This window comes from Achromobacter mucicolens, assembly GCF_902859725.1.
In the GTDB taxonomy this organism is placed as follows: domain Bacteria; phylum Pseudomonadota; class Gammaproteobacteria; order Burkholderiales; family Burkholderiaceae_B; genus Achromobacter; species Achromobacter mucicolens.
Genome location: NZ_CADIJP010000004.1, coordinates 62,190 through 79,360 on the forward strand (window position 1 = coordinate 62,190; position 17,171 = coordinate 79,360).

Genomic DNA, 17,171 nt, shown 5'->3' on the forward strand with positions numbered 1-17,171 from the left:
CCATGGCGCCGACCCTGCACATCAGCCCCGCGGACGCTCTCATCGACGTCCCGCGCCAGATCCGCGTCGAACACGTCGCGCCCGGCGCCACCGTCGAGATCACCGCCCTCACCCGCCGCAACGGCGTGCTCTGGCAAGCCCAGGCCGCCTACACGGCAGGCGAGGACGGCGCCGTCGACCTGACCCGCGACGCCCCCGTCTCGGGCGACTACACCGGCCTGGCCCCGATGGGGCTGATCTGGGCGCAGTCTCCCGATGACGGCAAGAGCCGCGAGTACTTCAACCAGCCGGTGACCGACGCCCTCGTCACCGAGGTGGTGGTCCGCGCCGAAGGCGCCGAGGCGCGCGGCAGCTTCACGCAACGCCTGGCGGCCGACGGCGTCACGCGCGTCGAGGTCCGCGAGGAAGGCCTGGTCGGCACCCTGTACCTGCCCGCCGGCAGCGCCCCGGGAGCGCATCCCGCCGTCATGATCCTGAACGGGTCCGGCGGCGGCATCAACGAACCGCGCGCCGCCCTGTACGCCTCGCGCGGCTACGCCGCCTTCGCGCTGGCGTACTTCAAGGCGCCCGGCCTGTCGGACTACATTTCCAACACCCCGCTGGAGTACTTCCAGACGGGCCTGCGCTGGTTGCGCAAGAAGGTCCAGCCCCTGCACGACTTCGTCGCCATCAGCGGCCAGTCGCGCGGCGGCGAACTGGTGCTGCTCTTGGGCGCCACCTTCCCGAAGGAAGTATCGGCCGTCGTCGCCTACGTGCCCGGCGCCGTCGTGCACAGCGGCCAGAACGCCTGCGACCCCAAGATCGGCCGCGAAGGCCCGACCTGGCTGCTGGGTGGCAAGCCCATCCCCCACGTCTGGGAAAACAACCGCACGGCGACCTGGGCCCCGTTCGATGAAGGCCCCGCGCCCCATCGCCACGAAAAAGCCATCCTGACGGCCTTGCAGGACCCCGACGCCGTGGCGCGCGCGCGCATCCGCGTGGAAGACATCGAAGGCCCGGTCATGCTGCTGTCCGGCACCGACGACGGCTCGTGGCCGTCCAGCCTGTACTCGAAGATGGTGCAGGACAAGCTGACCGAAGTGCGGCACCCGTACCCGGTCCAGTGGCTGGACTACGAGAACGGCGGCCACTCGATCCTGTTCCCCTACGTGCCCACCACCCAGCTCGTGTATGCCCACCCCGTGTCGGGCAAGATCAGCACCAGCGGCGGCAACCCCAAGGACAACGCCCGCGCCGACCAGGAATCCTGGGAAGGCGTGAAGACGTTCCTGGACGCGGCGGTAAAGGCCAAGGGCGCGGCGGCTGGCAAGCCGGCAGCGACCACGAACGATGCCTCGGGCAACGTCCGCTGAACGAAACTTTAGGAGACCTCCTCAATGGCACAACAACCGATCGTCTACGACATCAGCAAAGACATCGTCGACCAGCTCGTGGGCCTGGCGCCCGGCAGCCAGACTTTTGACGTGCGCCACAAGCGCGACAAGGTCGCCGCCGCCACGCAAGGCAGCTACGACGCCCTCTTCGACCCCGCCCTGCCCGGCCTGCCGCTGGCCGACCGCCTGCTGGTCGCGCTGTACGCCACGCGCATCACCCCGTCGCCGCTTTTGGCCGCGCACTATCGCGCCCGTGCGGTCGAGGCCGGCGTGCCGGCCGCGGACATCGCCGTCGCCGAATCCGGCAAGCCGGCCGATGCCGCCGACCCCCGCCTGGCCGCCATCCTGGAATTCACCCGCAAGCTGATCGAAAAGCCGGTCGAAGGCGACGAAGCCGCGTTGAAGACGCTGCCGGCTGCGGGGGTTTCCACCCCGGCCGTCGTCACGCTATCTCAACTGATCGCGTTCCTGTCGTATCAAACGCGCCTGGTGGCTGGATTGGTCGCGATGAAAGCGGCTGAGAGCCTGGGGTCTGATGCCGCTGCCGCCGATGCCACGGCCGTGATCAACCCCGGCAACACCGAACCCGGCGCCGTCATCAAGGCCCATGGCTTCACCAACGAAGTCCTGGAATGGAAGGCGTGGCTGGACGTCGTCAACGTCGACACCGCCACCCCCGAACAGATCGCCGTCCTGGAAGAAAGCCACCCCAAGGCCAAGGTCTCGGACTACTACCTGTTCCTGGTCCACCAGCCCGAAATCCTGCGCCAACGCTCCACGGCCTTCAACGCCATCATGTACGCGCCGGGCGGCCTGTCGCGCGCCGAGCGCGAACTGGGCGCCACGGTGGTGTCGCGTGTAAACGGCTGCGTGTACTGCGCGTCGGTCCACGCGCAGCGGTTCGAGCAACTGGCCAAGCGCAATGATGTGATTGGGCAGGTGTTTGAGAATCCGGTCACGGCTGGCACGACCAAGCGTGAGCAGGCGATTGGGAAGTTCTCGATCCAGATCACCGAGGCGCAGGCCAACGTGAACGCGGCCAGCATCCAGGCGTTGAAGGATGTGGGGCTGAATGACGGCGAGATCCTGGATCTGCTGCATTCGGACGCGATCTTTGCGTGGGCGAACCGGTTGATGCTGAATTTGGGTGAGCCGTTGCTTGTAACGGTCTGACGGACAGCCACATTCAGCCGGTGTCTGACACCCGCGTACGCTCGCTTGGGTTCCCCCGCCTGCGCATACGGGTGTCAGACACTCGGAAGGATCGGCTTGTTACACTGTCCCTTCCCGCACATACACGCGCCCCGCCCCAGCGGGGCGCTTTGCCTTTCCCATGTCCGAAAAAACCCACGACATCCGCCCCGGCCAGTCGATCGAACTGCTCAAGGCCCTGCACATCCTGACCCGCGACGGCAAGATGAACCAGGACAGCCGCCGCAAGTTGAAGCAGGTCTATCACCTGTTCCAGTTCATCGAGCCGCTGCTCAAGGATGTCCAAGACCAACGCGGCGCCGTCACCCTGGCCGACCACGGCGCGGGCAAGTCGTATCTGGGCTTCATCCTGTACGACCTGTTTTTCAAGGATCAGCCCGAGGCGCTGAAAAACGGCTCCCACATCTACGGCATCGAAACCCGCGAAGAACTGGTGAAGTCGTCAGAAGATCTGGCCAAGCGGCTGGGCTTTGGCGGCATGTCGTTCCTGAACCTGTCGGTGGCGGAGTCGATCACTTCGGACAAACTGCCCGCGTCGATCGACGTGGTGACCGCCCTGCACGCCTGCAACACTGCAACCGACGACGCGATTCACTTTGCGTTGGAGAAGAAGGCCAAATACATCGTGGTCGTGCCGTGCTGCCAAGCCGAGGTGGCTTCGGTGCTGCGCAAGAACAAAGCGAAGGCGCTGGCGGATCCGTTGGCCGAGATCTGGCGGCATCCGCTGCATACGCGGGAATTTGGTAGCCAGATTACGAATGTGCTGCGGTGCCTGCAGCTAGAGGCGCACGGATATCAGGTCAGCGTGACCGAACTGGTCGGCTGGGAGCATTCGATGAAGAATGAGCTGATCATCGCGCAATATAAAAACCTGCCGACGCGCAAGCCTGCGCAGCGTTTGACCGAGATGTTGGAGCGGATCGGGTTGCAGGAATTGAAGGATCGGTTTTTCTTGCCGCAAGCTGCGTAACACTGAAAAGGACTGCCTGCGGCAATGGATTTTTCCCTTTATCTTGATCGGCTTCGTGCGGTGTGCGACGCGCATGGCCACGCGCTACACCTCAACCCGGGTGCGGCGGAATCGGGGCTTGAAGCGGTCGAGGCGGAACTTGGCTTCCCCATCGCTGCGGATGCCAGGCAGGCTTGGCTTCTGACCAATGGGGCCGAGCGCGATGCGCCGGTATTCATGCGGCCGGGCTATCTGACGGCGTATGATTTTCTGCCGCTGGAAAAGGCGATTGCAGGACGAGCACGGATGGCGGACCGCGCGCCGCGATATGCCGGATATGAGGAACCAGAGCCGCGAGATGCGCGCATCAGGGACGGTTGGTTTCACCCGGGCTGGCTCCCCTTCGCCAGCTTTGGCGGCGCCACGATGCTGCTGATGGTCGACCACTCCCCGAGCGAATCCGGCACACCGGGGCAGATCATCGCTTTCACCCATGACCCGGATCAGATCACGTGGGTGGCGCCAAGCTTCGCCGCGCTACTGACGGGATCAATCGCTGAGGTCGAAGCCGACCCCGAGGAATTTCTGGGGGATTTTTAAGGCTGGGGATCAGACGCCCCCCGCCCATTCCCACGACCAAAGTAAAATCCGCTCCCCATGCGCTTCTCTGACTTCGACCAACGCCTCGCCGCGCTCGGCGCGCTGCCCGTTCACCGCGGGCGGGTCATGCGCGTCTGGCTGCAAGGACAAGCGCTCGACACCGGCACGCGGCGCCGTAGCGCTGAGCATTTTCTGCCCCTCGCGGTTCGCGATGCCGTGCCCGCCTTGACGGCGGAACTGGACGGCCTTGCCCGCATCCGCTCCGAACATGCCGGCAGCGACGGTTCGCGCTTGCTTGTTGAACTGGCCGACGGGCAGATGGTGGAAAGCGTGCTGTTGCCGCGCGACGGACTGTGCGTATCCACCCAGGTCGGCTGTGCGGTCGGCTGTCGCTTCTGCATGACCGGCAAGAGCGGCTTGATTCGTCAGGTCACCAGCATGGAAATCCTTGCCCAGGTCGTGCTGGCGCGGCGTCAGCGTGCGGTGAAGAAAGTCGTCTTCATGGGCATGGGTGAACCGGCGCACAACCTCGACAACGTGCTAGAAGCCATCGACCTGCTCGGCACCGAAGGCAATATCGGGCACAAGAATCTTGTGTTTTCCACCGTGGGAGACCAGCGCGTGTTCGACGCGCTGCCGCGGCAACGCGTCAAGCCTGCGCTGGCGCTGTCGCTGCACACGACCAAAGCCGAGTTGCGAGAGCATCTGCTGCCACGCGCGCCCAAGATCTCGCCGGAAGCACTGATCGAACTTGGCGAGCGATATGCTCGCGACACCGACTATCCGATTCAGTATCAATGGACGCTGCTCAAAGGCGTCAACGACGGCGACGACGAACTCGATGCGGTCGCGGATTTGCTCAAAGGCAAGTACGGCGTGCTCAACGTCATTCCGTTCAATAGCCTTGAAGGCGATACCTACCAGCGCCCCGATTCCGAGCGCACCCGCGAAATCGTCCGTTATCTGCACAGCCGTGGCGTGCTGACCAAAGTCAGGAATAGCGCGGGGCAGGATGTGGACGGCGGCTGTGGCCAGCTGCGCGCGCGTGCCGTAGGCGCGGAGCAAGTGGTCGAGCTGCGCCGCACGCGCGCTGCCAGGCCGGCAGCCGCCTAGTCTGCCTTGCGGGCGGGCCCGTCACGCCCGAGTCGATACCTGTCCCCACCTTGCCGCAATCCCGGCCACCGCCTGTCTCATCCTGTCCACGACCTCCCCGAATCTCCCGGCCCCCAACCGCTCCGCCATCGCTGTCACCGTAATCGCCCCAAGCGCTTCCCCCTTGGCCGACATGATCGGCACCGCCACCGCACTGGTCCCCGGCATCAGCCCCACGGGCGCATGTGCCAGGCCCTCCCGGCGGGCCGCATCAACCCGTGCGATCACATCCTCTACCCGCTCGCCCAACACCTCCAACCGCGCCGCATTGCTGCAGACCAGCCGCGCGCTTTCGTCTGCGTCCAGGCTGGCCAACAACGCCACCCCGGAGACCCCCACCCCGAGCGGTCTGCGAACACCCACCTCAATCGACAACACCTGTATCGGGTGCCTTCCCGTGCGGCGCCCAATGCAGATCGAGTCATGCCCATGCCGGATGCTTAGAAACACGGTATCCCCGACTTGGTCGGCAAGCTCCGCCATATAGGGATCGGCCAGCGTCAACAACGGGAACCGCCGCGTTCGCGCCAGCCCGAGCAGGGTGATTTCCTGGCCAATCAAATACCGGCGCGTCTCGGGGTCCTGTTCCACCGCCTCTTCCTGCACCAAGGTCTTGAGCAGTCGATGCACGGTCGGCCGGTTCAGGCCGGACATGCGCTCCAGGTCCACCAGGCGCACTCCCCGTTCCTGCCCGCACGCGATCAACCGCAGCAAGGCCAATGCGCGCCGGACGGTCTGGGCGCCGGCCGCGCTTTTATCCTCGGAGCCGCTCATGCGGCCTCCGGTTTAATGACGGACTTTGCCGTTTGGGCGATACCGCGCTTGGTGATGATTTCGCCCAGCGACGCATAGTTGGGCCCGCCAATGCGGCAGATGGGGCGCAGTGTTGCGGTGTCGATCTTGCCGTCTTGCATCAGGCCCTCGCGGATGTGGAACATCACGACTTCACCCACAAAGAACTCGGCGCCGGTGTTGCCAAACGGCGTGACGCTGTGCAGCCGGCACTCCAGACTGATGGGCGCGGCGGACAGGCGGGGGGTGGCGACCACCACGCCGGGGATGACGGGGAGGCCCAGCAAATCGGCTTCGCTGACTTCGGGCGGATGTTCCTGAGCGCTTTCGTGCAAGGGGTCCAGCAGCGTTTCGTCGGCAATGTTCACGACGAAATGGCCGTTTTCCATGATGTTGCGGCCGGTGTCTTTGCGCTGGCCGGCCTTTCTGCCGATGTTCACGCCAATCATGGGCGGCTGGTTGGAGACGAAGGTGTAGCAACTGAAGGGGGCCAGGTTGACGACACCGTGGGCGTTGACGCTGCTGATCCAGGCGATCGGCCGGGGCACGATGATGCCGCTCATCAGGCGGTAGGTCTGCTCGGGGTTCAGGTCACTGGCGGGAAAGTGCATGGTCGTCTCGCTCCGTAGTCCGGATATTGAACATCAGTTTAAGGGCGCGTCCATGCGGACTTCATGCGCCGAGCGTCATTTTCCCGTGAAGCAGGGGTCGACCGAAAGGAGCGCCGAACCCAGCGTTCAAAAAGAGTCCAATATCCGGACCTTTTTGAGAAATTGCCGTTGTTCAGCGCGGCGCAAATTCCTAGAGTGTCAACAAACAAACAAAACGCGATGACACGCACAGGAGACTCACCATGAACCGCACCGCGCTCCGCGCCTGCGCCACAGTGGCGCTGACCGTCCTTACCTCGATGGCGAACGCCGCCTGGCCCGACAAGCCCGTGAAGATCGTTGTGCCCTACCCGCCCGGCGGGAATGTGGACGTGGCGGCGCGGCTGATCGCGCCGGGGTTGCAGGCGGCGCTGGGGCAGCCGTTCATCGTGGAGAATAAGCCGGGCGCGGGCGGCATGATTGCCGGCGAGCAGGTGGCGCGGTCGGAACCGGATGGCTACACGCTGTTCATGGCGGCCAACGGACCGCTGCTGTTTTCGCCGCTGATCTTCAAGCGCGACGCCTACAAGTGGGACCGGGACTTTGCGCCGATCAGTTCGGTGTCCTATACGCCGCTGGTGTTGCAGGTGCGGCCGGAGCTCAAGGCCAAGAATCTGGAAGAGCTGCTGGCGCTGGCCAAGAAGGAGCCGGGCAAGCTGAACATGGCATCGCCCGGCGCGGGGACGACGAATCACCTGGTGAGCGAACTGCTGCAGTCGCTGACCGGGGCGCGCTGGACGACGGCGCAATACAAGGGCAACGCACCCGCGACGACGGATCTGCTGGGCGGCCAGGTGGATTTCAATTTCGACCAGATTTCGGTGGCGTTGCCTTACGTCAAGGAAGGCCGGCTGCGCGCGCTGGCCGTGACCACGGCCAAGCGCGTGCCATCGATGCCGGACGTGCCAACGTTTGCGGAAGCCGGCGTGCCGGGCATGGAAGCGGCGACGTTCACTGGATTGCTGGCCCCGAAGGGCACGCCGCCCGAGGTGCTGAACAAGCTGAGCGAAGCGCTGACCAAGATCCTGGCGCAGCCGACGATCATCCAGCGCTTTGACGAGCTGGGCGCCCAGGCGCGCGGCAGCTCTCCCGAGGAATTCACGCGCTATCTGGCCGCGGAAGATGCGCGCTGGACGCCGATCATCAAGCGCGCCGGCATCACCGCGAACTGAGCGCCCCCCCTAGCCGGCAATCAGGCAGCCCTCTGAGCAGCCAACCCGGCAGCCACTTGGATCCACGGGGCGCGGCAACGTCGCCCCCTCCCCAGACACTTCGATTGAGACGGAAAACGCCATGAGCAGACGCAGCATCTATGCCGAAGGCTTCAGCCACAAGAACCCCATACCCGCCGCCTGCCGGATCGGCCCCATGCTGTATTCCGGCAGCATCCAGGGCACCGACCCCGCGACGGGCGCCTATGGCGACTCGCTGGAACGCCAGTGCGAGCTGATGTTCGACCACGTGCGCCGCATCGTGCAGGCAGGCGGCGGCTCGCTGCATCACATCGCCAAGATGACGGTGTGGATGCGCGACCGCAGCCAGCGCGCGGCGCTCAATGCCGTGTGGCTGCAAGCCTTTCCGGACGCGCAGAATCGTCCGGCGCGTCACACCATGCAGGCGGACCTGGATGGCGACAAGCTCATCGAGTGCGACTTCGTGGCCGTGATCGAATAAAGGGGCCGGACGATGCCGCAATATCAAGCCTTCAACCCCAACCCGACCGCGCCGGCCTATCGCCTGCCGCCCGGATCGTGCGATAGCCAATTCCACGTGTTCGGCCCCGCCGACCGCTACCCGGTGCGCCCGGGCGCAGCCTATGAGATGCCTAGTGCGACCATCGAAACGGCGCTGGGCCTGCACAGGCTGCTGGGCATCCAGCGCGGCGTGATCGTGCAAGCCACCACGTACGGCGCCGATCACCAGGTGGTGCTGGACGGCCTGGCCGCGGCTGGCCCGTCGTATCGCGGCTGCGCGAATGCCGTGGTGCTGGCCGAATGCGACGACGCCTATATCCAGAAGCTGCACGACGCCGGCGTGCGCGGCGCGCGGTTCACGCGCCAGGGACTGGGCATCAGCATGGCGCCCGAGGTCTTCGACCGCGCCATCGCACGCATACGCGAGCTGGGCTGGTACGCCAAGTTCCAGCCGGAACCCGACGGAATGATGGCGCAGGCAGCACAGTTCGAGAGCCTGGACATCCCCGTGCTGCTGGACCACATGGGCCGGGCGGACCCGAGCGCGGGCGCCGCCGACCCCACGCGACGCATGCTGGAGTCGCTGCTCTCGCGCGGCAACTTCTGGGTGATGCTGTCGTTGACGGAGAAGATATCGCGCACGAGCGAGCCCTGGGACGATGTGATCCCGTTGGCCCAGGCGCTGATCGCCGCGAACCCGGACCGCGTGGTGTGGGGCAGCGACTGGCCGCATCCGGTGTCGGTGAAAGCCACGCCCAACGAAGGCCGGCTGCTCGATCAGTTGGCGCGCTATGCCGGCGATCAGGACACGCTCAAGAAGATCCTGGTCGACAACCCCGCGCACCTTTTTGGATTCGACAAATGAAATTGCTCAGTTTTACGCATGACGGCCAGGTGCGCTTTGGCGCGCTGCGCGGCCAGGACGAGATCGTAGCGCTGGACGGCCACGGCCACGACAGCTTGCAGACCGCGCTGCAAGCCGGCGACCTGCCCGCGCTGGCGCGCCTGGCCGAGTCGCTGCCCGCAACGCACCGGCTGGATCAGGTGCGTCTGCTGCCGCCCATCCCCGCCCCCGAGAAGATCATCTGCGTGGGCGTGAACTACGGCAAGCGCAACGAGGAATACCAGGACGGCAGCGCGCCGTCGGCCTATCCCAGCGTATTCCCGCGCTTTCCGGGATCTTTCGTGGGACATGGCGAACCCTTGCTGCGCCCGCCGGAGTCCGAACAACTGGACTACGAGGGCGAGATCGCCATCGTGATCGGCAAGGCCGGGCGCCGCATTGCCGCGGCAGACGCCTGGAGCCATGTCGCGGGCCTGACGTGTTTGAACGAAGGCACGGTGCGCGACTGGATCAAGCACGGCAAGTTCAATGTGACCCAGGGCAAGAACTTCGACGCCAGCGGTTCAATGGGACCGTGGCTGGTGACCGCGGATGAGTTCGATCCGGCCGCGCCGCTCACGGTCAGCACGCGCGTGAACGGCGAACTGCGCCAGCAGGACACCACCGAGAACCTGATGTTCCCGTTCGCCGAACTGATCCGCTACATCTCTATCTGGACCACGCTCAAGCCAGGTGACGTGATCTCGACCGGCACGCCGATTGGCGCGGGCGTGCGCTTCACGCCGCCACGGTTCCTGAAGCCCGGCGACGTGGTCGAGGTGCAAGTCGCCGGCATCGGCGTCCTGTCCAATCCCGTGGCCGATGAACCGGCCGTGTCCGCATAAGGAGCCGACATGCTGAATGAAAAAGACCGCGACCGCGCCGCGAGCCTGCTGCTGCAAGCAGAGCGCAGCGGCGTGCCCACCACGCAACTGGACCAGGTCTTTCCGGATATCGAGATCGCGGACGCCTACGCGATCCAGAAGCGGATCATCGACGAAAAGCTGGCTGCGGGCGCCAAACTGCGCGGCCACAAGATCGGCCTCACGTCCAAGGCGATGCAGAGCACTGTCGGCATCGACGAACCGGATTACGGACATCTGCTGGACACGATGTTCTACCAGGACGGCGAGACGATCCCGACCGACAAGCTCATCGTGCCGCGCGTCGAGGTGGAACTGGCGTTCGTACTGGGCAAGCCGCTGCGCGGGCCGGACGTAAGCCTGTTTGATGTACTGGATGCCACGGATTACGTGGTGCCGGCGCTGGAGCTGATCGATGGACGCAGCAAGTATCCGCGCCGGATCGTCGACAACATTGCCGACAACGCCGCATGCGCCGGCATCGTGTTGGGCGGCCGGCCCGTGCGTCCGATTGACGTGGATCTTCGTTGGGTAGGCGCCCTGCTCTTGAAGAACGGCGTGATCGAGGAATCGGGCGTATCCGCCGCGGTGCTGGGGCATCCGGCGCTGGGGATTGCGTGGCTGGCCAACAAGCTGGCCCTGCACGATACGGGCCTGGCTGCAGGGCAAATCGTGCTGGCGGGGTCGTTCACCCGCACGGTCGCGGTCAAGCGGGGCGACACGCTGCATGCCGACTACGGCAAGCTCGGCAGCATTTCGGTGCACTTTTCCTAGGACAAGACGTGGAACTTCCGATCAACACGTTCAAGCGCGCGCTGCGTGAACAGCGTCACCAGACGGGGCTTTGGGTCACGCTTGCCCATCCGAACAGCACCGAGCTGGTGGCGGCCAGCGGCTTCGATTGGCTGCTGCTCGACACCGAGCACACGCCGGCACTGTTGCCCACCGTCATGGCGCAACTTCAGGCCGCGGCGGCGTATGGCAGCCATCCGGTCGTGCGCCCTTCGTGGAACGACAAGGTGCAGATCAAGCAATACCTGGACATTGGCGCGCAGACGCTTCTGCTGCCGTACGTGCAAAATGCCGCGGAAGCAGAAAGCGCCGTGGCCGGCATGCGCTATGCGCCACGCGGCGTGCGCGGCGTAAGCGGTACCATGCGCGCCACGCGTTACGGACGCGTGCCCGACTACATGCGCCGCTGCGAGGAAGAGCTTTGCCTCCTGGTTCAGGCCGAGACCGGCGAGGCCCTGGAAAATCTTGACGCCATCATCGCCGTGGACGGCGTGGACGGCGTGTTCATCGGGCCAGCCGACCTGGCGGCCAGCCTGGGATATCCCGGCGAGCCGCAGCATCCCAACGTGGTGGCGGCCGTTGAACAAGCCATCCGCCGGGTGCGGGCGGCGGGTAAGGCTCCGGGCGTGCTGACCACGGAGGAGACGTTGGCACGGCGGTACATGGCTGCGGGAAGCCTGTACACGGCGGTAGGCGTGGATGCGGCGATCCTGGCGCGCCACTGCGATCAACTTGCGGCGCGGTTCGCGGCCCACGCGTCTGAATAGGGTCGTTTCAATTTCGCGGGCTCTGGCGTGCCGCGCGCACGCCAACCGCCTGCCAATCAATCGCCCGAACTTCGGCGCAGCCGATCCGTCGACTCCTTGTTCAAGCGCTTCGCTTCGTCTTCCGCGTAGCCTTCTTCGCCGGACTCGTACTGACCTTCGTACATGCAGCTGCTGCGCAGCATTCCGCACTCGCCGACAACCGAGGAGCAGCCGGCATTCAACGCCGCGAGAAACAACAAGACACTGCAACGGCCTAACGTCTGAATCGACATATCGCTCCTTGAGAATGGGTCTGTAGCGCCGATTGGTCCGGCGCAGCAATGCCGTTCAGCATGGACGAAGACGCCGGGGTCCGCAACACGTTGCGTATCGAATTGTCTCTGGCCGCAGGCAGGTGAACCGCGAGCCGATTCGCCATCAAAGATGCCGGTGACTGCAGCCCATCACCTGCCCTGTCAGCTCCCCAATCAACCGCGCCAGGCCTTGCGCGCTTTCCCGGTCCAGCCCTTCACAGCGCACCATTCGAAACCCCATCGCCAGGCTGTAGTGCCAGTCCAGCTCAAGAATGCGATAGCTGCGTCCGCTCTGTTCGCAATGCCATTGCGCGGCCGGGTTCTCGTAGGCTTGGCCGATGAAGTCCACATGCGAGTCGGCCGGCATGGGAGAGGCGGGTTCGTTCGATCCCGGGGGGCTGGGTGCGCAAAGATTCTCGCCGACCATGACGCGCGGGTTCGCGCCGTCAAACGCCAGCAGCAGAATCGGGAAGTTCCGGGGATCGGCGTCGTAATCGTCCCTGACCGCGGCGCTCAGGTAGGGCCGGGCCGCCGGACCCAGACAGTATTGGACGCTATGCCAAGCCGCGTCGGCTTCGTCAAAGCTGTCGCGGCTGGCGCTGTAGGGAATGCTGTCGCCTTGCGCGGGCAGGACGTAACCGCCTTCCAATAGCCGCGCTTGCAGGGCGGGCCAGTCGGGCGGCGCCAGATGGAAATCACGGGGGAAGATGAATTGATGGTGTTCAGACATGACCGGTCATCCAGGCGCTGGGAGGGATGGCGCGAAGCCGGATGAGGTCCGATTCACGCCAAAGCTACGAAGCCGCAGTATTACAGAAACTGCCCGGCGCCACGGCGTGTTCGTCATCACTTCACCGCTGCATTTCCCCCGTCGGCGAACAGCGCGGAGCCGGTGACGAAGCTTGACATCGGGCTGGCCAGGAACAAGGCGGCCGACGCAATTTCTTCCGGCCGCGCAATCCGCTTCATGGCGTGCAATCCTGCCGCCCATTCCTTCTGCGCGGCGTCTCCGGCCATCGCCGTGTCCACACCGCCCGGCATCAGCGCATTTGCCCGGATGCCTTTGCCGCCGTAGTCCGCGGCGATGCCCTTGACCAGCCCCATCAGCCCCGCCTTGGCCGCGCCGTAGGCCGCCATGCCGGGCAATCCGACGCTGGTGCCCACGAAGCTGGACGTGAAGATGATGGCGCCGCCGCCGCGCGCCAGCATGGCGGGGATCTGATGGGCGCTGCCCAGGAAGGCTGCGGTGAGATTCACGTCGATCGTGGCTTGCCAATCGGCAAAGCTGATGTCGGCCAGCGGGCCGATCGGGCCCGTGGCGCCAGCGTTGTTGAAGGCGATGTCCAGGCCGCCGAAAGCATCATTCGCCTCGGCGATCAATCGCACGTGCGTGCCCGGCTGGCTGGCGTCGCCCGCGACGGTACGCACCCGCCCGCCCCGGTCGCGGATGCTGGCGGCCACGGCGTCCAGGGGCGCCTCGCCTCGGGCATTGAGCACGACGTCGGCGCCTTCGGCACTGAATAGCAATGCGGCGGCGCGTCCGATGCCGGACGATGCGCCGGTGATGAGGGCGGTTTTTCCTTGCAAGATGGGCATGATGTGTGTCCTGGATGAATGGCGTGCCGTCATTGTCGAAACCCCGCGCCGCAGCGGCTATCCGGTTCTTGCGCTCTCCTGTTTGCAGACGGTGCGCACGCCCAGGAAAAGGCGCACAATAATCGGCGTTGCCCGCCTGAGATCGCACCCCTGCCGGGCCCAACACCGCATGTTGAATTCCCGGCTTTCAACAGGCCGAACGAAAGGAGCGACCTCATGCGCGCTTTCGTACAGAAGCCCAAAGCGGCTTTTCACCCCGCACCGGCCGAACGGCGCGCACGAACCGCAGCGGTGCATCCCCCCGATGCCCGCCTTGCCATGTCACGGTCAGGCGATGCATCGGAGCAGGAAGCGCAGCGGGCGTCCGAACAGGTGATGCGCATCCCGCGGCTCGACCCCGCGCAGGGCTTTTCGCCGATTCCCCTGCACCCGGTCGACGCGCGAAACGCGGCATCGATAACCGACCCGTCGCCCCTTGCCAACGTGCTGGCGGCCGGCGGCCATCCCCTCGACGCCGATACCCGCGCGTTCATGGAGCCGCGTTTTCAGAAAGATTTCAGCCACGTCCGGCTGCATTCGGACGCGCGGGCTGGCGCATCAGCCCGCGCCGTACAAGCCCGCGCCTTCACGATCGGCCATCACATCGTCCTGGGCTCAGGCCAATACGCACCGGGCACCGCCGCAGGCCAAGCGCTGTTGGCGCACGAACTCGCGCACGTGGTCCAGCAGTCGTCAATCAGTGCGCGCGGCCCTCGCCTGTTGCAGCGCGAGCCCAGCGGGCCGACGTATGGCAATCTGCCGCGGGACGCGCCCGCGTTCGGGTCGTCGCGCAACGTCATCAAGCTGCAGAACGTGAACGGCACATGGCGGGAGGTCGGCGGGAAATATGGCAGGACCGCGCGCGGTAACTATGATTTTGTCGTCAAAGACGGCGAAATCTACGCGGTCAAGGCCAAGAACACGATGAACCCGCTGGGCCACACCGAAGCGGCGCGCGGCGGGCGCGTCAACTGGGCAGGACAAGTGGAATTCGAGGCGGGCAAGGTGAAATCCTGGAACGACGGCTCGGGTCACTACCGGTCGTTGTCCAGCATGCGCCAGCCCGCCGTGCAGGCGGGCCTGCCTGACGAAAAGTTCATCCAGCATCCCGAAACCGCCGTGCGGCCTCGCCCCAAATCGTCCTTGCCGCAACTGCCTGTCGAACAGCCCGCCACCAAGCCTCGCGTGCCCGGTGAAGCGCCGAAGGTCGGCTCGGGACCGCCCCGCATGGCGGAATTGGAGGCGCGTTACGGAAAGGCGCCCACCGCGGTGCCCGCCACCGCCGCCAGCACGGTCGTGGCCGAGGAAGCCGGTTCACTCTTGAAGGTTTCTGGCCGCACCGCTTCGACGCTCGGCAAGATCGGCAGCGCCGCGGGCTGGGTCGCGGACTTTCTGATGCCCGGGCCGCAAGACGCGATCATGCTGATGGTGCAGTTCGCCATGACGTATGCCGAGGCGCAGGAAGCGGCGCGCGCGGAAGGGATGCGCACGGGCTTTGGCCACGGTCTGGCAGCCGGGTTGCTGCGGTTGAGCCGCAGCTGGATACGCGACAACCTGGCGCCGAAAGTCATCAGCCGCAGCGTAGCGAGCGAGGTGGCGGCCACCACCGGGTATCGCGAAAAAGGCGTGGTGCAAGGGCTGGTGGCGGGCATTTCGTTTGCCGAGCGGCTCAATGCCGATCAACGCAAGGCGATGCTGAAGGAAGGCACGCGCGCCATGCGCGCCAAAGGTGACGACGTGACCTTGCGTGCGCGCTGGGAGCGCGGTTACACCGCCTACGACATCATCGACCTGTCCGTGGCGCTGGCGCCGCGCATCGATGAAATCCTGGAGGAAGCGCGCAAGAACGAGGAGCTGCGTCAGGCTGCCGAGAACTGGGAAAAACTGAAGAAATATGGCCCCCTGATGCCTTTGGCTCCCTTGTTCGAGCAATAGCGGCTGTGGCATATTTCCCGTGCCCTGCCCGCCCGGTTCTCCTTCATGCGCAACCCACCCGATCCCTTCGCCCCACCCCGCAAGCAGCGCGCCGCGAAAACCAATTCGCTGCTCTGGATCCTGGAGCCCTTGGCGCGCGACGCCGCCTACATGCATCGCAAGATGTTCGGGGCCGACGCGGCCTACCTGGACGGCTTGCTGTATCTGATCGTCGCCGACCGCGACGATCCCTGGAACGGTGTGATGGTCAGCACGTCGCAGGACCGTCACGCGGCGCTGCGGGCGGACATTCCCGAACTGCTGCCGCATCCGGTGCTGGGCAAGTGGCTGTACCTGCCGCAGTCGAGCGAATCCTTCGAATCGACCGCGGCCACGCTGGCGGCGTTGGCGCTGGCGCGGGATCCGCGCATGGGCGTGGCGCCCAAACCGAGGGCGCGGCGCAGCAAGGCGCGCACCCTCGGCCAATAAAACATCCCGCCCCCCGGCGCCCGTGCCACGCGCCGTGGGTCAGTCACCCACCCGCACCACCAGCTTCCCGAAGTTCTTTCCTTCAAGCAAACCGATCAGCGCTTCGGGCGCCTGTTCCAGTCCGTCGACGACATCCTCGCGCCAGCGCAGCTTGCCTTCGCGGATCCACTGCCCCGCCACGCGCAGGAATTCGTCTTCCTGTTCCTTCGGAAAATCGAACACGATGAACCCTTGCAGCGTGATGCGGCGCGACAGGATCTCGCGCATGGTGGCGGGCAAGCGGTCCGGGCCGCGGCGGTCGGCAGGGCCGTCATTGTAGTTGGCGATCAGGCCGCACACCGGCACCCGGGCAAAGTCGTTCAGCAACGGCAGCACCGCGTCCCAGACATGGCCGCTGACGTTCTCAAAGTAGACGTCGATGCCGTCGGGGCAGGCCTCGGCCAGCTTCTGCGCAAAGTCGGGCGCGTGGTGGTCCACGACCACGTCAAAGCCCAGTTCCTCTTTGACGAAGGCGCACTTCTGCGGCCCGCCCGCGATGCCCACGACGCGCGCGCCCTTGATCCGCGCGATCTGGCCGACCACCGAACCAACGGCGCCGCTAGCAGCCGCAACGACCACGGTTTCGCCCGGTTTGGGCTGGCCGATGTTGAGCAGCCCGACGTAGGCCGTGAGCCCGGGCATGCCCAGCACGCCCAGCGCGGTGGACGGCGGCGCCATCTCCGGATCAAGTCGGCGCAGACCGCTGCCGTCGGACAGCGCGTAGTGTTGCCAGCCGGCAGACGACAGCACGATGTCGCCCTCACGCCAGTCGGGATGGCGGGACGTCTTTACCCGGGCAACGGTGCCGCCGACCATGACGTCCCCGATTTGCATGGGCTCGGCATAGGATTTTTCGTCGCTGACGCGCCAGCGCATGTACGGGTCCAGCGACAGGGTCTGGACTTCCAGCAGCACCTGGCCCTCGGCCGGTTCGGGAATGGGTGCGCGCTCGACGCGGAAATCAGTGGCCTTGGGGCGGCCAACCGGCCGGGATGCGAGAACGACGCGCAGATTCTGGGGGTGTGTCATGGTGGATGGCTCCTTGAGTTGAGTCGGACATTTCGCGACAAGGGT

The 17,171-nt window shown here is 65.6% G+C and carries 19 protein-coding genes; 13 read left to right on the forward strand and 6 right to left on the reverse strand.

From position 1 onward, the window contains the following. Nucleotides 1-2: 2 nt before the first annotated feature. The 5 genes from HV786_RS05620 to HV786_RS05640 all read left to right on the forward strand — a co-directional run bounded on the left by HV786_RS05620 (nucleotide 3) and on the right by HV786_RS05640 (nucleotide 5,247). Entirely contained in the window at nucleotides 3-1,352 is a 1,350-nt protein-coding gene (locus HV786_RS05620; RefSeq protein WP_175210269.1) for an acyl-CoA thioester hydrolase/BAAT C-terminal domain-containing protein, read from the forward strand. A 24-nt stretch (nucleotides 1,353-1,376) separates the two neighbouring features. Then, nucleotides 1,377-2,546, forward strand: a complete 1,170-nt coding sequence (locus HV786_RS05625) for a CMD domain protein (RefSeq protein ID WP_175210270.1) — start codon at nucleotides 1,377-1,379, stop codon at nucleotides 2,544-2,546. 160 nt (nucleotides 2,547-2,706) lie between these two features. Then, entirely contained in the window at nucleotides 2,707-3,555 is an 849-nt protein-coding gene (locus HV786_RS05630; RefSeq protein WP_128828897.1) for a class I SAM-dependent methyltransferase, read from the forward strand. Between the two features lie 24 nt (nucleotides 3,556-3,579). After that, nucleotides 3,580-4,134, forward strand: coding sequence for an SMI1/KNR4 family protein (locus HV786_RS05635; RefSeq protein ID WP_128828898.1), 555 nt, complete (start codon nucleotides 3,580-3,582; stop codon nucleotides 4,132-4,134). 57 nt (nucleotides 4,135-4,191) lie between these two features. Next, nucleotides 4,192-5,247, forward strand: a complete 1,056-nt coding sequence (locus HV786_RS05640) for an RNA methyltransferase (RefSeq protein ID WP_128828899.1) — start codon at nucleotides 4,192-4,194, stop codon at nucleotides 5,245-5,247. A 21-nt stretch (nucleotides 5,248-5,268) separates the two neighbouring features. On the opposite strand, the gene HV786_RS05645 is transcribed toward HV786_RS05640, so the two are convergent. Both HV786_RS05645 and HV786_RS05650 read right to left on the reverse strand, forming a co-directional pair. Beyond that, nucleotides 5,269-6,060 (reverse strand): IclR family transcriptional regulator, encoded by a 792-nt coding sequence (locus tag HV786_RS05645; RefSeq protein WP_128828900.1) that lies wholly within the window; start codon nucleotides 6,058-6,060, stop codon nucleotides 5,269-5,271. Next, a complete protein-coding gene (locus HV786_RS05650; protein ID WP_128828901.1) occupies nucleotides 6,057-6,689 on the reverse strand; it encodes a flavin reductase family protein in 633 nt (210 codons plus the stop codon). The genes HV786_RS05645 and HV786_RS05650 overlap by 4 nt, the downstream gene beginning before the upstream one ends. 242 nt (nucleotides 6,690-6,931) lie before the next feature. Here HV786_RS05650 and HV786_RS05655 point away from each other — a divergent pair, with 242 nt between their 5' ends. From HV786_RS05655 to HV786_RS05680, 6 genes are all read left to right on the forward strand, one after another. Beyond that, entirely contained in the window at nucleotides 6,932-7,900 is a 969-nt protein-coding gene (locus tag HV786_RS05655) for a Bug family tripartite tricarboxylate transporter substrate binding protein (protein WP_128828902.1), read from the forward strand. A 121-nt stretch (nucleotides 7,901-8,021) separates the two neighbouring features. Next, a complete protein-coding gene (locus HV786_RS05660) occupies nucleotides 8,022-8,402 on the forward strand; it encodes a RidA family protein (RefSeq protein ID WP_128828903.1) in 381 nt (126 codons plus the stop codon). 12 nt (nucleotides 8,403-8,414) lie between these two features. After that, nucleotides 8,415-9,287 (forward strand): amidohydrolase family protein, encoded by an 873-nt coding sequence (locus HV786_RS05665; protein WP_128828904.1) that lies wholly within the window; start codon nucleotides 8,415-8,417, stop codon nucleotides 9,285-9,287. Beyond that, nucleotides 9,284-10,150, forward strand: coding sequence for a fumarylacetoacetate hydrolase family protein (locus tag HV786_RS05670; protein WP_128828905.1), 867 nt, complete (start codon nucleotides 9,284-9,286; stop codon nucleotides 10,148-10,150). Before HV786_RS05665 ends, HV786_RS05670 begins: the two co-directional genes overlap by 4 nt. A 9-nt stretch (nucleotides 10,151-10,159) precedes the next feature. Continuing rightward, nucleotides 10,160-10,942, forward strand: coding sequence for a 2-oxo-hept-4-ene-1,7-dioate hydratase (gene hpaH / locus HV786_RS05675; protein WP_128828906.1), 783 nt, complete (start codon nucleotides 10,160-10,162; stop codon nucleotides 10,940-10,942). Nucleotides 10,943-10,950: 8 nt separating this feature from the next. Continuing rightward, nucleotides 10,951-11,727, forward strand: coding sequence for an aldolase/citrate lyase family protein (locus HV786_RS05680; RefSeq protein ID WP_128828907.1), 777 nt, complete (start codon nucleotides 10,951-10,953; stop codon nucleotides 11,725-11,727). 56 nt (nucleotides 11,728-11,783) lie between these two features. Here the strand turns inward: HV786_RS05680 and HV786_RS05685 are convergent, their stop codons facing one another. The 3 genes from HV786_RS05685 to HV786_RS05695 all read right to left on the reverse strand — a co-directional run bounded on the left by HV786_RS05685 (nucleotide 11,784) and on the right by HV786_RS05695 (nucleotide 13,616). Further along, entirely contained in the window at nucleotides 11,784-11,999 is a 216-nt protein-coding gene (locus HV786_RS05685; RefSeq protein ID WP_056319125.1) for a hypothetical protein, read from the reverse strand. A 145-nt stretch (nucleotides 12,000-12,144) separates the two neighbouring features. Next, nucleotides 12,145-12,750: a hypothetical protein gene (locus HV786_RS05690; protein ID WP_128828908.1), complete on the reverse strand. Its 606-nt coding sequence runs from the start codon at nucleotides 12,748-12,750 to the stop codon at nucleotides 12,145-12,147. 116 nt (nucleotides 12,751-12,866) lie between these two features. Beyond that, nucleotides 12,867-13,616 carry an SDR family oxidoreductase gene (locus HV786_RS05695; RefSeq protein WP_128828909.1) on the reverse strand — a complete coding sequence of 250 codons (750 nt, stop codon included), beginning with the start codon at nucleotides 13,614-13,616 and terminating at the stop codon, nucleotides 12,867-12,869. Nucleotides 13,617-13,832: 216 nt separating this feature from the next. On the opposite strand from HV786_RS05695, the gene HV786_RS05700 reads away from it, so the two are divergent. Further along, nucleotides 13,833-15,590 carry an eCIS core domain-containing protein gene (locus HV786_RS05700; protein ID WP_252870225.1) on the forward strand — a complete coding sequence of 586 codons (1,758 nt, stop codon included), beginning with the start codon at nucleotides 13,833-13,835 and terminating at the stop codon, nucleotides 15,588-15,590. 45 nt (nucleotides 15,591-15,635) lie between these two features. Continuing rightward, nucleotides 15,636-16,058, forward strand: a complete 423-nt coding sequence (locus HV786_RS05705; RefSeq protein ID WP_128828910.1) for a hypothetical protein — start codon at nucleotides 15,636-15,638, stop codon at nucleotides 16,056-16,058. 39 nt (nucleotides 16,059-16,097) lie between these two features. On the opposite strand, the gene HV786_RS05710 is transcribed toward HV786_RS05705, so the two are convergent. Then, nucleotides 16,098-17,126, reverse strand: a complete 1,029-nt coding sequence (locus HV786_RS05710; RefSeq protein WP_128828911.1) for an NADP-dependent oxidoreductase — start codon at nucleotides 17,124-17,126, stop codon at nucleotides 16,098-16,100. Between the last annotated feature and the right edge of the window lie 45 nt (nucleotides 17,127-17,171).